At 43.1% G+C, this 12,720-nt stretch carries 8 protein-coding genes and 26 tRNA genes; all 34 read right to left on the reverse strand.

The window, feature by feature from the left end; genetic code table 11:
• Positions 1 to 67: 67 nt before the first annotated feature.
• The 34 genes from EQM06_RS08060 to dprA all read right to left on the reverse strand — a co-directional run bounded on the left by EQM06_RS08060 (position 68) and on the right by dprA (position 12,718).
• A tRNA-Phe gene (locus EQM06_RS08060) sits at positions 68 to 143 on the reverse strand.
• A 43-nt stretch (positions 144 to 186) separates the two neighbouring features.
• A tRNA-Pro gene (locus EQM06_RS08065) sits at positions 187 to 263 on the reverse strand.
• A 125-nt stretch (positions 264 to 388) separates the two neighbouring features.
• Positions 389 to 464 (reverse strand) — tRNA-Lys (locus EQM06_RS08070).
• A 3-nt stretch (positions 465 to 467) separates the two neighbouring features.
• Positions 468 to 542, reverse strand: a tRNA-Gln gene (locus EQM06_RS08075).
• A 56-nt stretch (positions 543 to 598) separates the two neighbouring features.
• Positions 599 to 675, reverse strand: a tRNA-Arg gene (locus tag EQM06_RS08080).
• Between the two features lie 16 nt (positions 676 to 691).
• Positions 692 to 765, reverse strand: a tRNA-Gly gene (locus EQM06_RS08085).
• A gap of 6 nt (positions 766 to 771) precedes the next feature.
• A tRNA-Gly gene (locus EQM06_RS08090) sits at positions 772 to 846 on the reverse strand.
• 9 nt (positions 847 to 855) lie between these two features.
• A tRNA-Tyr gene (locus tag EQM06_RS08095) sits at positions 856 to 940 on the reverse strand.
• A 528-nt stretch (positions 941 to 1,468) separates the two neighbouring features.
• Positions 1,469 to 1,543: transfer RNA gene (locus tag EQM06_RS08100), tRNA-Thr, on the reverse strand.
• Positions 1,544 to 1,566: 23 nt separating this feature from the next.
• Positions 1,567 to 1,643, reverse strand: a tRNA-Asp gene (locus EQM06_RS08105).
• A gap of 10 nt (positions 1,644 to 1,653) precedes the next feature.
• Positions 1,654 to 1,729, reverse strand: a tRNA-Val gene (locus EQM06_RS08110).
• Between the two features lie 184 nt (positions 1,730 to 1,913).
• Positions 1,914 to 1,989, reverse strand: a tRNA-Phe gene (locus EQM06_RS08115).
• A gap of 22 nt (positions 1,990 to 2,011) precedes the next feature.
• Positions 2,012 to 2,088 (reverse strand) — tRNA-Ile (locus EQM06_RS08120).
• An 11-nt stretch (positions 2,089 to 2,099) separates the two neighbouring features.
• Positions 2,100 to 2,176 (reverse strand) — tRNA-Pro (locus tag EQM06_RS08125).
• An 18-nt stretch (positions 2,177 to 2,194) separates the two neighbouring features.
• Positions 2,195 to 2,270 (reverse strand) — tRNA-Trp (locus EQM06_RS08130).
• Between the two features lie 9 nt (positions 2,271 to 2,279).
• Positions 2,280 to 2,371, reverse strand: a tRNA-Ser gene (locus EQM06_RS08135).
• Between the two features lie 14 nt (positions 2,372 to 2,385).
• Positions 2,386 to 2,474 (reverse strand) — tRNA-Ser (locus tag EQM06_RS08140).
• Positions 2,475 to 2,558: 84 nt separating this feature from the next.
• Positions 2,559 to 2,634 (reverse strand) — tRNA-Lys (locus tag EQM06_RS08145).
• A 24-nt stretch (positions 2,635 to 2,658) separates the two neighbouring features.
• A tRNA-Arg gene (locus EQM06_RS08150) sits at positions 2,659 to 2,735 on the reverse strand.
• Positions 2,736 to 2,751: 16 nt separating this feature from the next.
• Positions 2,752 to 2,825, reverse strand: a tRNA-Gly gene (locus EQM06_RS08155).
• A 6-nt stretch (positions 2,826 to 2,831) separates the two neighbouring features.
• Positions 2,832 to 2,906, reverse strand: a tRNA-Gly gene (locus EQM06_RS08160).
• 9 nt (positions 2,907 to 2,915) lie between these two features.
• Positions 2,916 to 3,000, reverse strand: a tRNA-Tyr gene (locus EQM06_RS08165).
• 371 nt (positions 3,001 to 3,371) lie between these two features.
• A tRNA-Thr gene (locus tag EQM06_RS08170) sits at positions 3,372 to 3,446 on the reverse strand.
• A gap of 23 nt (positions 3,447 to 3,469) precedes the next feature.
• A tRNA-Asp gene (locus EQM06_RS08175) sits at positions 3,470 to 3,546 on the reverse strand.
• A gap of 10 nt (positions 3,547 to 3,556) precedes the next feature.
• A tRNA-Val gene (locus EQM06_RS08180) sits at positions 3,557 to 3,632 on the reverse strand.
• A gap of 117 nt (positions 3,633 to 3,749) precedes the next feature.
• A tRNA-Asn gene (locus EQM06_RS08185) sits at positions 3,750 to 3,824 on the reverse strand.
• A 132-nt stretch (positions 3,825 to 3,956) separates the two neighbouring features.
• Positions 3,957 to 4,601 (reverse strand): YigZ family protein, encoded by a 645-nt coding sequence (locus tag EQM06_RS08190; protein ID WP_128745845.1) that lies wholly within the window; start codon positions 4,599 to 4,601, stop codon positions 3,957 to 3,959.
• Positions 4,588 to 5,868: a GTPase HflX gene (gene hflX / locus EQM06_RS08195; RefSeq protein WP_128745846.1), complete on the reverse strand. Its 1,281-nt coding sequence runs from the start codon at positions 5,866 to 5,868 to the stop codon at positions 4,588 to 4,590. The genes EQM06_RS08190 and hflX overlap by 14 nt, the downstream gene beginning before the upstream one ends.
• 36 nt (positions 5,869 to 5,904) lie before the next feature.
• Entirely contained in the window at positions 5,905 to 6,606 is a 702-nt protein-coding gene (gene yunB, locus EQM06_RS08200; RefSeq protein WP_164914400.1) for a sporulation protein YunB, read from the reverse strand.
• A 66-nt stretch (positions 6,607 to 6,672) separates the two neighbouring features.
• Positions 6,673 to 7,452, reverse strand: a complete 780-nt coding sequence (gene codY, locus EQM06_RS08205) for a GTP-sensing pleiotropic transcriptional regulator CodY (RefSeq protein ID WP_128745848.1) — start codon at positions 7,450 to 7,452, stop codon at positions 6,673 to 6,675.
• A 217-nt stretch (positions 7,453 to 7,669) separates the two neighbouring features.
• On the reverse strand, positions 7,670 to 9,106 hold the full coding sequence (gene hslU / locus EQM06_RS08210; protein ID WP_128745849.1) for an ATP-dependent protease ATPase subunit HslU: 1,437 nt from the start codon (positions 9,104 to 9,106) through the stop codon (positions 7,670 to 7,672).
• A 13-nt stretch (positions 9,107 to 9,119) separates the two neighbouring features.
• Positions 9,120 to 9,659 carry an ATP-dependent protease subunit HslV gene (gene hslV / locus EQM06_RS08215; protein WP_128745850.1) on the reverse strand — a complete coding sequence of 180 codons (540 nt, stop codon included), beginning with the start codon at positions 9,657 to 9,659 and terminating at the stop codon, positions 9,120 to 9,122.
• A 25-nt stretch (positions 9,660 to 9,684) separates the two neighbouring features.
• Positions 9,685 to 11,769, reverse strand: coding sequence for a type I DNA topoisomerase (gene topA, locus EQM06_RS08220; RefSeq protein ID WP_128745851.1), 2,085 nt, complete (start codon positions 11,767 to 11,769; stop codon positions 9,685 to 9,687).
• Between the two features lie 82 nt (positions 11,770 to 11,851).
• On the reverse strand, positions 11,852 to 12,718 hold the full coding sequence (gene dprA / locus EQM06_RS08225) for a DNA-processing protein DprA (protein ID WP_128745852.1): 867 nt from the start codon (positions 12,716 to 12,718) through the stop codon (positions 11,852 to 11,854).
• Between the last annotated feature and the right edge of the window lie 2 nt (positions 12,719 to 12,720).

The raw sequence follows: 12,720 nt of genomic DNA on the forward strand, positions 1-12,720 counted from the left end.
TACTCCGTCAATATCGCAAGCGATATTCCCTACGTAATAAAAAAACGCTTCAAAAGAAGCGTTTTTTTGGTGCCCAGACTCGGAATCGAACCAAGGACACGAGGATTTTCAGTCCTCTGCTCTACCTACTGAGCTATCTGGGCATACTGTTGTTTATAAAGTTCTTTTTTCCTCTTTAGAAAAAAATGGTCGGGGTGGCAGGATTTGAACCCGCGGCCCACTGGTCCCAAACCAGTTGCGCTACCAAGCTGCGCTACACCCCGATACAAAACAAACTGTTCAATTTTATGGCAGAAAAGGTGAGCTTCAAACTCACGGTTCCTTATTTAAAAAAACCATTCCGGGCGGTATGGGAATACCGTCAGCAGAATGTATATATTCTATAAATTGGTGACCCATCGGAGACTCGAACCCCGGACACCTTGATTAAAAGTCAAGTGCTCTGCCGACTGAGCTAATGGGTCATATGGCTGGGGTAGCAGGACTCGAACCTACGAATGACGGAGTCAAAGTCCGTTGCCTTACCGCTTGGCTATACCCCAATCTTACAAGGCCCTAACCCAATCTGTTATTGAATCACGGCAGAGTTTAAAAAAAATGGTGAGCCCATAGGGATTTGAACCCTAGACACACGGCTTAGAAGGCCGTTGCTCTATCCAGCTGAGCTATGAGCCCACATCACAAAAGTACATGGAGCGGGTGATGAGAATCGAACTCACGCCATCAGCTTGGAAGGCTGAGGTTCTACCATTGAACTACACCCGCATGATTTGGAGCGGAAGACGAGATTCGAACTCGCGACCCTCGCCTTGGCAAGGCGATGCTCTACCCCTGAGCCACTTCCGCATATTTTATTGGTCGAGGGTGGTGGATTCGAACCACCGAAAGCTCAGCTAACGGATTTACAGTCCGCCCCCTTTGGCCACTCGGGAAACCCTCGAAAATTTTATATTGGCAACGAGCCCTTTCGGGTTCGATTCCCTTCTTATTTCTTATAATTTGGAGCTGGTGGAAGGAATTTGCAGTTGCTCCGCATCTGCCGTTCTGCGCTTCCTTTTCAGTCAGCTTGAACCTCTCGCTGCTCAAAAGTCATTTAGACTTTCTCGTTTACGCTCGAGCCCTTTCGGGTTCGATTCCCTTCTTATTTCTTATAGTTTGGAGCTGGTGGAGGGAATTTGCAGTTGCTCCGCATCTGCCGTTCTGCGCTTCCTTTTCAGTCAGCTTGAACCTCTCGCTGCTCAAAAGTCATTTAGACTTTCTCGTTTACGCTCGAGCCCTTTCGGGTTCGATCCCCTTCTTATTTCTTATAGTTTGGAGCTGGTGGAGGGAATTTGCAGTTGCTCCGCATCTGCCGTTCTGCGCTTCCTTTTCAGTCAGCTTGAACCTCTCGCTGCTCAAAAGTCATTTAGACTTTCTCGTTTACGCTCGAGCCCTTTCGGGTTCGATTCCCTTCTTATTTCTTATAGTTTGGAGCTGGTGGAGGGAATCGAACCCCCAACCTGCTGATTACAAATCAGCTGCTCTACCGTTGAGCCACACCAGCGCGCTTTGTATCTTCAATAAAATTGGCGACCTGGATCGGGCTCGAACCGACGACCTCCAGCGTGACAGGCTGGCATTCTAACCAACTGAACTACCAGGCCATTTGTAATTTGGTGGGCGTTATAGGGCTCGAACCTATGACCCTCTGCTTGTAAGGCAGATGCTCTCCCAGCTGAGCTAAACGCCCAAATCACTTGCTGTTCTAGTGTTTTATCTACTTGACACAGTTATTTATGTTATACTATTTGTCATTGTTTGTCAATACTTTTTATATATTTTTAATGCTATCAAAGTCAAAAACTTATAATAACACGACCTTTTCAGAAAAAAAATAGCCCCTCGGACAAAGTCTGCAAGAAACTACTTTTCAATGGTGCCCAGACTCGGAATCGAACCAAGGACACGAGGATTTTCAGTCCTCTGCTCTACCTACTGAGCTATCTGGGCAAATTTTATAGGTTTATAATGATGGTGGGCCATCAGGGACTTGAACCCCGGACCTGCCGGTTATGAGCCGGACGCTCTGACCAACTGAGCTAATGGCCCCTGTCGTTTAATGGTCGGGGTGGCAGGATTTGAACCCGCGGCCCACTGGTCCCAAACCAGTTGCGCTACCAAGCTGCGCTACACCCCGAAAAATATTCAACTAAATTGGCAGGGGTAGTAGGACTTGAACCCACGGCGCATAGTTTTGGAGACTATCGCTCTACCAACTGAGCTATACCCCTACAGATATATGGCGGAGAAGATGGGATTCGAACCCATGCGGCCCTTACGAACCCTAACGGTTTAGCAAACCGTCCTCTTCAGCCTACTTGAGTACTTCTCCATATACACAATTTATGGCGGAGAGGGTGGGATTCGAACCCACGGTCCCTTTCGGAATCACTGGTTTTCAAGACCAGCTCCTTAAACCACTCGGACACCTCTCCATCTATGAGCTCTACTACTTTATTTAAATAAACATTCCGCCCAGTATCAAAACACTGCCTACAGAATGTATATATCTTATAAATTGGTGACCCATCGGAGACTCGAACCCCGGACACCTTGATTAAAAGTCAAGTGCTCTGCCGACTGAGCTAATGGGTCATATATATCCTATACAATTAAAAATGGCGAGCCCACAGGGATTCGAACCCCGGACACACGGCTTAGAAGGCCGTTGCTCTATCCAGCTGAGCTATGAGCCCACATCACAAAAGTACATGGAGCGGGTGATGAGAATCGAACTCACGCCATCAGCTTGGAAGGCTGAGGTTCTACCATTGAACTACACCCGCATGATTTGGAGCGGAAGACGAGATTCGAACTCGCGACCCTCGCCTTGGCAAGGCGATGCTCTACCCCTGAGCCACTTCCGCATATTTTATTGGTCGAGGGTGGTGGATTCGAACCACCGAAAGCTCAGCTAACGGATTTACAGTCCGCCCCCTTTGGCCACTCGGGAAACCCTCGAAAATTTTATATTGGCAACGAGCCCTTTCGGGTTCGATTCCCTTCTTATTTCTTATAGTTTGGAGCTGGTGGAGGGAATTTGCAGTTGCTCCGCATCTGCCGTTCTACGCTTCCTTTTCAATCAGCTTGAACCTCTCGCTACTCAAAAGTCATTTAGACTTTCTCGTTTACGCTCGAGCCCTTTCGGGTTCGATTCCCTTCTTATTTCTTATAGTTTGGAGCTGGTGGAGGGAATTTGCAGTTGCTCCGCATCTGCCGTTCTGCGCTTCCTTTTCAATCAGCTTGAACCTCTCGCTACTCAAAAGTCATTTAGACTTTCTCGTTTACGCTCGAGCCCTTTCGGGTTCGATTCCCTTCTTATTCTTATAGTTTGGAGCTGGTGGAGGGAATCGAACCCCCAACCTGCTGATTACAAATCAGCTGCTCTACCGTTGAGCCACACCAGCGCGCTTTGTATCTTCAATAAAATTGGCGACCTGGATCGGGCTCGAACCGACGACCTCCAGCGTGACAGGCTGGCATTCTAACCAACTGAACTACCAGGCCATTTGTAATTTGGTGGGCGTTATAGGGCTCGAACCTATGACCCTCTGCTTGTAAGGCAGATGCTCTCCCAGCTGAGCTAAACGCCCAAATCACTTGCTGTTCTAGTGTTTTATCTACTTGACACAGTTATTTATGTTACACTATTTGTCATTGTTTGTCAATACTTTTATTTGACCGACAAAATCGCTTTTTCATTTTATAAATGGCTCCAAGGGTGGGGCTCGAACCCACAGCCTATCGGTTAACAGCCGAGTGCTCCACCATTGAGCTACCTTGGAACAATTCTGCTCGTGCGACCACACGCATTAGCGACGATATTTATCTTAGCATAGCACCTTTAATATGTCAAACACTTTTTTACAATTTCTTTTATTTTTTATTCGTTTTTCTGGAAATCCTTACAAATTCAATTATTTGAAAAAATCGCAAACTGGAACCCGAATTTGTTCCATCCGCTCTTCCCGTAAAATTCCTGTCCCACTAGTCAGGTTTGCTATAATTTGTTTCAAATTCTCTTTCTTTTCCGGTTCCGCGGACAAAATAACTTGAACTGAATCCTCATAAATTATTTGATTTATGCTAAATTCGCCGGCTTGAGACAGATTCTGTAATTTATTTAAGTATGTATACTCTAAGTTCACCACCGCCACATACATGTCCTTTACGGCACAGATCCCTGCCTCCTGTAAGGCCAGCTTCACCGAACTCGTATAAGCTCTTACCAGACCGCCTGTCCCCAATTTAATTCCACCAAAATATCGAGTGACCACCACCGCCAGATTGGTAAGCCCTTCCCGTACGAGCATCTGAACAATAGGCGCACCGGAGGTCCCCTGAGGCTCTCCGTCATCGCTTGCCCATTGAATCTGATACTTGTCTCCTATGACCATGGCGGGTACGTTATGTGTGGCATCCTTATGCTTTATCTTGATTTCAGAAATAAAGGCTTCTGCCTCTTCTCTCGTTTCCACGGGGCAAACATAGGCTATAAATCTTGACTTATCAATCGTTTGCTCCGCATATTCCAATTTTTGCACGGTATTATATCGTATCATACTCTTTTAACCTATTATAATCTGCCTGCGCCAATTCTACCTCAAATGCGGTGCCGGATTCGACATATTCTGTGGACAGGACTCTGGCATTTTCACAAAGATAAGAAGAAATGTCTCCCCTGTCATAGGGAATAAGCAATTTCGCTGTAACTCGATCCGAAAACAGTTTCGTTTTGATCACATTTATAATCTGGTCAAAATTGTCCCCCCGTTTTGCCGAAATACAGATATATTCTTCCTCTGTGACAGGCATTGCTTCATTTTCCAGTAAATCTATTTTATTATACACCAGCACTCTCTCTTTATTCCCTGCTCCAATTTCCCTTAGGACCTTATTTGTCACATCAATATGGAACTCATTTGCCGCATAAGAAGCATCCACCACATGCAGAAGTAGATCCGCATAGGTCACTTCTTCCAAAGTGGCTTTAAAAGCATTGACCAGAGAATGGGGCAGTTTACTGACAAAGCCGACCGTATCAATTAAGATAAATTCATCGTTGGTATCCAGCTTAATGTTCCTTTGTGACGTATCCAGCGTAGCAAAAAGCATGTCCTTCTCTAAAACCGCCTTTTCTTCTCTGTATACACTCTCCAAAAGCCTGTTCATAATAGCGGACTTTCCTGCATTGGTATAGCCTACAAGAGCCACGATAGGCAGGCCTGCCTTTACTCTTTTTGCCCGCTGAACATTTCGGTTTCCCTTTATTTCAACAAGCTCTGCTTTGATATCGTCCATCCTTCGCTGAACGTGTCTCCTGTCCGTTTCCAGCTTTTTTTCTCCCGGGCCTCTTGTTCCAATTCCGCCTCCCAGTCTTGACAAGCTTTTTCCAAAGCCCAGCAGTCGCGGCATCCTGTATTGAAGCTGAGCCAACTCAACTTGCAGCTTTCCCTCCCGGGATACAGCCCTTGCCGCAAAAATATCCAAAATTAATATGGTTCTGTCAATAACCCGGATTCCAACCGTATCCTCCAAATTTCTAAGCTGCATTCCGGAAAGCTCATCGTTAAAGATCACCATATCGGCTTCCATGTTTCTGCACAGTTCAGCCAGTTCTTCTACCTTTCCTTTTCCGATAAAGGTGGCACCGTTGGGTCTTTCCAAGCTTTGAACCATCGTCCCGAGCACCTCTACTTCCGCGGCCTCTGCCAGCCCCTCCAGCTCTTCCATAGAATAGCTGATATCCTCCTTGAGCTGAAGCCCGACCAGGATGGCTTTATATTCTTCGTTTTGTATGACATCATTATTTTCACTAAATCTTAACATAATTGTATTTTACCACACCTTTTCTTCCATTACCCATTAATTCCCCGAATTCATGCCGTCCAACAGATCTTCTTTCGGTACATTGACATAGCTGTTCGGTACTTTCCCCAGTATGACAGCCTCGGAAACCAGAACCACATTATGTATTTCCAACGTATTAGACGAAAAAGGGGACATAATTCTGACCTTACTGGTCAAAGACAAATACACCTTATATTTTGTCTGGTTAATTCCCTGAGACTCAAATTCACTTAAGAACTCTATATTTGCCACACTGATAGGTAAAACCTTCATATTGACATTAATATCTGCCTGCGACATCAATTGACTGCCTAGAATCGTTCCTAAAGGTACCTTTATTACCGTAGGCTTCATATCTCGATATCTCTGTTTTATTTCTTTACCAAGCTCTGCTGCCAAAATGTTCATAGCCACGGTATTGGACTGTACTAACTCTATGCTTCCCTCCTTATCCGTATTTATGATAAGCAAATCTTCCAGCTTCGTAGCTTCCTTAAAGAATTGTTTACAGGTGGCTTCATTGATGGCATATGTGACCATTTCCTTTGCTTTTATAGCGGCTAGAGAGTCTATGGAAGGCCGTACCACTTTCACCATTTTCCATCCGATCAAGCTTGCCAGCATTGTAATTATTATAATAGCAATCAGAACTTTTATCCATCTGCTTTTTTTAGTTTCACAAGCTTTAAACCGTTTAGTAGTCCATAGCCCCAGCATAAAAACACCCCCGAACAGATATATCATTATATGCTGAACGGGGGCAGACCGTGTCAAATTAATTGGCTACATATCCAATTTTTCAAGTTCCTCATAGAATTTAGGGTTTAAAATTTTAATATGGGTTCCTTTCATCCCAAGAGAACGGGACTCAATAACACCCGCACTTTCTAACTTGCGAAGGGCGTTCACAATAACAGATCGGGTGATGCCGGATCTGTCCGCGATCTTACTGGCGACCAGCAGACCTTCATTTCCGTTCAGTTCGGCAAAAATCTGCTGCACGGCTTCTATTTCGGAATACGATAAAGTACCGATAGCCATTTGAACGATAGACCGCATTCTTTCTTCTTCTTCAAACTCTAAAGTTTTTCTTCTCTGTATCTCAAGACCCACTACGGTAGCGCCGTATTCGCCCAGCACTAAATCTTCATTGCTGAATTCGGGCTCGTATCTTGTGCAGATCAGGGTGCCCCATCTCTGTCCGCCTCCTAAAATAGGGATGATCGTGTGCAGCTTGTCATACGTATCATAATCATATTTAAAAATCTCAAGTGCATCCTCCGCTTTCAGATTAGCTTCCGTAGAAGTAACCTTCAATAAGGCTTCATTGTATTCGTTCGGAAACTTTTCAATGCCTGTTTCAGGATCTGTAATGGTCGAACTATCCGATTTAATTTTATAGTGTACACCGATTACTTTACCTCTCAGATTTGCAATATATACATTCGCATCCATCATATCACTCAATATATTACAAAGCTCATCAAAAGAAAAGGCTCCTGTCGCACTCTCTTGCAGAACCCAATTCAGTTTTCTGATTTTACTTAAAAGATCTTTTCCCATAACTATCTTTTTCTCCTTTATTTATAATTCAAGACTAATTTGTCCTATTTCCCACGTTAATATATATTATCTCTTTTTTTAAAAACAATCAAGCTATTATTTTGATTTTTCTAAAAACTTTTTATTTTGCAAACAATTACGCTAAAATTTGTCACTTTTTACGAAAAAACAGATTGGTAATACCAAATATATACCAATCTGCTCATTTTTGTCAAGATTAAAGAATAAACTTGTCTATATCATCTTCGTGTATCTTTTCTACAAATTTTTCTTTTACGTATGCCCGGTCTATGATGATTTCCTCTTGCTCCATCTCAGGAATGTTAAAAGAAATATCCTCAAGGAGCTTCTCCATAATCGTGTGAAGCCTTCTGGCTCCAATGTTTTCAGTCTGTTCGTTCATAAGAAAAGCCATGGTGGCAATCTCTTCTACGGAATCCTCTGTAAACGTAATCTTTATGCCTTCTGTTTCCAGCAGCATTTTGTGCTGTTTCAATAAAGCATTTTTCGGAATGGTAAGAATCTTAACAAAGGAATCCTTTGTCAGATTCTCCAATTCAACCCGGATTGGAAATCTTCCCTGCAATTCAGGAATCAGATCCGTAGGCTTAGACGTATGGAAGGCTCCCGCTCCGATAAACAGTACATGATCGGTTTTCACCGGTCCGTATTTCGTATTCACAACGCTGCCTTCTACGATTGGAAGGATATCTCTTTGAACACCTTCTCTGGAAACATCAGCCCCGGATCGATAGCTGGAACCGGATGCGATTTTATCAATTTCATCGATGAAGATAATCCCGTTCTGTTCCGCAATTTCCAAAGCTTCTTCTGTTACCTGATCCATATCAATTAAATTTTGGGCTTCCTGTTCCCTCAAAATTTTTCTTGCGTCCTTTACTCGAACTTTTTTCTTCTTCTTTTTCGGAGGCATCATATCACCGAAAATATTCCCGATAGCAATGCTCATGCCTTCATTTCCCATATCCAAGGTATTGCCTTTGGGTGTTTCATTCACCTGAATTTCAATATATTGTTCTTCCAGCATACCATCCCGGAGCTGCTGTCTCACCTGTTCTCTGGCAAGCTCAACATCGCTTTTGTCGGCATTGTCTGCGTCTTTATCCTCCTGTTCAAGCTGCGGTCTCTGCGTCTGCTGATATCCGCCGCCCAAAATGAAGTCAAAAGGTGTTTTCAAGTTACTTGCACCGGAAGCTGCTGTCTTCTTTTTCCCCGGAATGATTGCTTCAATAATCTTTTCTTCCGCGATTTCTTCGGCTATGGAATATTTTTCTTGTAGCCGTTTCTGCTTGGTTATCCGAATGGAAGCTTCCACTAAATCCCTTACCATGGAATCTACGTCTCTTCCAACGTAACCGACTTCCGTAAATTTTGTAGCCTCTACCTTCACAAATGGCGCATCCATCAGCTTTGCCAGCCGTCTGGCAATCTCAGTCTTACCGCAGCCGGTAGGTCCGATCATCAAAATATTTTTCGGGATGATCTCCTCCTTCATTTCTTCAGGCAGAAGATTTCTTCTGTATCGGTTTCTCAGAGCAATAGCCACAGACTTCTTTGCTTCATCTTGTCCAATAATATATTTATCAAGTTCCGCCACGATCTGTTTTGGCGTCATATTGTATAATTCTCCCATTTTTTAATACCTCCTACAGTTTTTCAACAGAAATGTTATCGTTCGTATAAACGCAAATAGAAGATGCTATTTTTAAGGATTCTCTGACAATCTGTTCGGCATCCATTTCTGTGTGGTTAAACAGCGCATTTGCCGCGGCATACGCATAATTCCCACCCGATCCGATTGCTACAAAATCCTCGTCGGGTTCGATTACTTCACCGTTTCCGGAAATCAAGAGCATATTTTCTTTATCGGCAGCAATCATTAAAGCCTCCAGATTTCTCATGCCTTTGTCGGATCTCCACATCTGCGCCAGAGCAACTGCTGCTTTCTTCAAGTTTCCTGAATGTTCTTCCAATTTTTTCTCAAATTTTTCCGTCAGCGAAAAGGCATCTGAAACAGAACCGGCAAACCCTGTTACTACTGAGTTCTTATAAATTTTCTTAACTTTTTTTGCTTTATGCTTCATGATGGCCGTCTCACCCATGGTAACTTGTCCGTCTCCCCCGATACAAATGTCGTTTTCCCCTCTTCTTACTGCTACTATAGTAGTTGCATGAAATTCTATCATCTAACATTACCTCTCTTTCACATATTTATTCTTTATACCCACATTCGCTGTTTGAACACGCTAAAGAACTGTTTTTTGTTTTTTTCTCCACTAATACGGAACCGCATTCCGGACACTTTTTGTTCGTCGGCTTGTTCCAAAAAACTTGATTGCACTCCGGATATCCGCTGCATCCATAAAACATTCTGCCGTTTTTTCCCCTTCTCGCTACAATGTCTTTGCCACATTTTGGACATTTGGCATCGATCTTTGTAACAATCGGTTTTGTATTCTTGCACTCCGGATACCCGGTACAAGCTATAAAATCACCAAATCTTCCGCTTTTTTTAGCCATAGGCCTGCCACATAGCTCGCATAATTCTCCCGTCAGCTCATCTTCCAATTTGACTTTTTCTATCTCTTTATCCGCAATATCCAGTTCCACTTTCAGAACCTCATAAAAATCACTGACAATATTTTTCCAATTCAGATTTTTTACCTCAATATCATCCAGACGATCCTCCAGCTCTGCGGTAAAACCTACATCGACAATCTCTTTAAAATATTTTTCCATCAGTTCGGTGACAATAAAACCTAAATCGGTCGGAAGCAGAGATTTCTTTTCTCTGGACACATATTTTCTGTCCATAAGCGTAGCTATGATCGGTGAATAGGTGCTCGGTCTTCCGATATTTTTTTCTTCCAGATCTTTTACCAAGCTTGCTTCCGTATATCTTGCAGGGGGCTGCGTAAAGTTTTGATCGCATTGCAAATCAAGCAGATTCAGTTTATGTCCCACTTGAAGCTCCGGCAGCATCTTTTCATCCTTTTCTTCACCCGCCTCCTGATATACCTTTAAATATCCGTCAAATTTAAGCTTTGAGCCGTTGGCTTTTAGCGTATAATCCCCATTTTCTATTTCAACAGCCATCGAGTCATACACTGCCGCAGACATCTGGCTTGCCATAAATCTGGACCAGATCAATTTATACAGGTTGTATTGATCCTTTGTCAAGGATTCCTTGATTTCATCCGGAACTAAATCCATATAGCTGGGACGGATCGCTTCATGTGCATCCTGCACATCCTTTTTCTTATTTGAAAAAATATTATTGGCATGATACGGGTTTCCATATCTCTCCAGAATAAATTCCTTTGCCGCAGTCTTTGCTTCTTCGGAAATTCTTACGGAATCTGTTCTGATGTAAGTTACCAGACCGATGGTACCATGCCCTTTGACTTCTACACCCTCGTATAACTGCTGGGCAACCATCATGGTCTTTTTTGTGGAAAAGCCCAGCTTATTTGCAGCATCCTGCTGCAGACTGCTGGTCGTAAAAGGAGCATACGCTCTCTTCTTTCTTTCTTTCTTTTCAACTTTTTTAACAAAAAAATCATGTTTTTTTAATGCGTCAACAACAATATCAGCAGTTTCCTTATTTTCAACCGTAATTTTTTTGCCCATATATTCGATCAATCTGGCAATAAACTTTTTTTTCTCAGCAGATTTTCCTTTTTCTTCTAAACCCTCTGACAACATAGCCGCAATATTCCAGTACTCTTCCGGCTTAAAGTCTTTAATCCGGTTTTCTCTGTCACAGATCAATTTAAGAGCGGCCGATTGTACGCGTCCCGCACTCAGTCCCCGCCTTATTTTTCTCCATAAAAGCGGACTGATCTCATATCCCACCAGCCTGTCTAATACTCGTCTGGCCTGCTGGGCATCTACTAATTTTGTATCGATGTTTCTCGGATTTTTTACTGCAGTCTGAATGGCATTTTTAGTGATTTCATTAAAAACGATTCTGCAGGCTTTTGTAGGATCAATTCCCAAAAGATGAGCAATATGCCAGGAAATAGCTTCTCCTTCACGGTCCGGGTCAGTTGCCAGATAAATTTTGTCGGCATTTTTGGCTTCCCGCCTCATAGCTTTGATTACATCACCTTTTCCCCTTATAGCTATGTACTGAGGTTCAAAGTTATTTTCTAAGTCAATGCCCAATTTACTCTTTGGCAGATCTCTGACATGACCAACCGAAGCAATCACCTTGTATTTACTTCCCAAAAATTTTCCTATTGTTTTTGCTTTAGATGGAGATTCCACAATCACCAAATTTTTAGAGCTTGCCATATATTAATCCTCCTAAGGGAACTCTTCTCTACTAATGAATTTTATTATCTCTATACAAAAACTGATTATATTTCTATTTTCATCAGTTTGCAATAAAAATTTTACCGAGGGCCGAATAAACGACCCCCTTCATTTCTAAAATCGTAAGGATCGCATTCACATCAGAAACCTTCATATTTACCTCTCTGCACAGGTAATCTGCTGACACTTCACCCTCCCGCTGAATAATTTTCACCAGGGTCTGTTCTTCTCTTCCAAGTTGTCTTATAATATTTGCTGTATTTTTTTTATTTATTCCTAAAATATCAAAGATATCATCAATTAATGCCAATGGATAAGCACCGTCTTGAATAAGCTTATTCGTTCCTATCGAACCAAAACTGTTTATATTTCCCGGAACTGAAAAAACATTCCTGCCCTGCTCCGCCGCTCTTTCTGCGGTAATCAGCGAACCGCTGGAAACGCCTGCCTCTACCACTACCGTAGCCATGGATAACCCGCTTATAATCCGGTTTCTGTGCGGAAACGTAAATTTGCTTCCGGGGTATCCGGGAGGATATTCGGATAGTAAAAGACCTTTTTCCACAATTTCATCCCGTAAAGCCCGGTTAAAAGCCGGAAAACAAATGTCGATTCCGCATCCCAGCACCGCAATCGTGTTCCCGTTTACGGAAAGAGCTCCCTTATGGCTCATGGAATCAATCCCTGCCGCCATACCGCTGACGGTGACCACGTCATTGTCAGCCAGGCGCTTTCCGATTTCATGTGCCGCCCATTTTCCATAAGCAGACGCCTTTCTTGATCCCACCACCGATACCGATGAACAGGAGGCAAGTTCAAGATTTCCGATATAATAAAGCCGCTCCGGCGGATCCTTTATCTCTCTTAACAGGATGGGGTATTTTTCAGAATTCTTCTCGACTGTTTTAATATCCTTTGTTATATCCATAT

It is taken from the genome of Aminipila luticellarii (genome assembly GCF_004103735.1).
GTDB classification, from domain to species: Bacteria; Bacillota; Clostridia; order Peptostreptococcales; family Anaerovoracaceae; genus Aminipila; species Aminipila luticellarii.

Coding starts and splice junctions, on each gene's coding strand:
- EQM06_RS08190 (WP_128745845.1), bottom strand. CDS start 4,601: ATGATACGATATAATACCGTGCAAAAATTGGAATATGCGGAGCAAACG.
- hflX (WP_128745846.1), bottom strand. CDS start 5,868: ATGTTAAGATTTAGTGAAAATAATGATGTCATACAAAACGAAGAATAT.
- yunB (WP_164914400.1), bottom strand. CDS start 6,606: ATGCTGGGGCTATGGACTACTAAACGGTTTAAAGCTTGTGAAACTAAA.
- codY (WP_128745848.1), bottom strand. CDS start 7,452: ATGGGAAAAGATCTTTTAAGTAAAATCAGAAAACTGAATTGGGTTCTG.
- hslU (WP_128745849.1), bottom strand. CDS start 9,106: ATGGGAGAATTATACAATATGACGCCAAAACAGATCGTGGCGGAACTT.
- hslV (WP_128745850.1), bottom strand. CDS start 9,659: ATGATAGAATTTCATGCAACTACTATAGTAGCAGTAAGAAGAGGGGAA.
- topA (WP_128745851.1), bottom strand. CDS start 11,769: ATGGCAAGCTCTAAAAATTTGGTGATTGTGGAATCTCCATCTAAAGCA.
- dprA (WP_128745852.1), bottom strand. CDS start 12,718: ATGGATATAACAAAGGATATTAAAACAGTCGAGAAGAATTCTGAAAAA.